Here is a 262-nt window from a genome sequence, read left to right as displayed (position 1 = left end):
TGGTTGCGGGAGCAGGATTTGAACCTGCGACCTTCAGGTTATGAGCCTGACGAGCTACCTGGCTGCTCCATCCCGCGACACTTTGTTTGGCCTACCGCGCGGATCGCTACTTGAGGCCGGCTATTATCCGGTGACTTGCCGTATCGGCGCGTTTTCCGGGTAATATTGTATCGTTCAAGAGAGGTTTTGGATTTTACTAGGTTTGGCGGTGACCTACTCTCCCAGGGCTTGAGCCCAAGTACCATCGGCGCGACAGTGCTTA

Annotated in this window: 1 tRNA gene; it reads right to left on the bottom strand. The window is 55.0% G+C overall.

The window, feature by feature from the left end:
- A tRNA-Met gene (locus AB9K35_RS00410) sits at positions 1 to 77 on the bottom strand.
- Positions 78 to 262: the final 185 nt, after the last annotated feature.

It is taken from the genome of Leisingera sp. XS_AS12 (genome assembly GCF_041224635.1).
Taxonomy (GTDB): Bacteria; Pseudomonadota; Alphaproteobacteria; order Rhodobacterales; family Rhodobacteraceae; genus Leisingera.
This window is presented reverse-complemented; position numbering and strand designations above follow the sequence as displayed.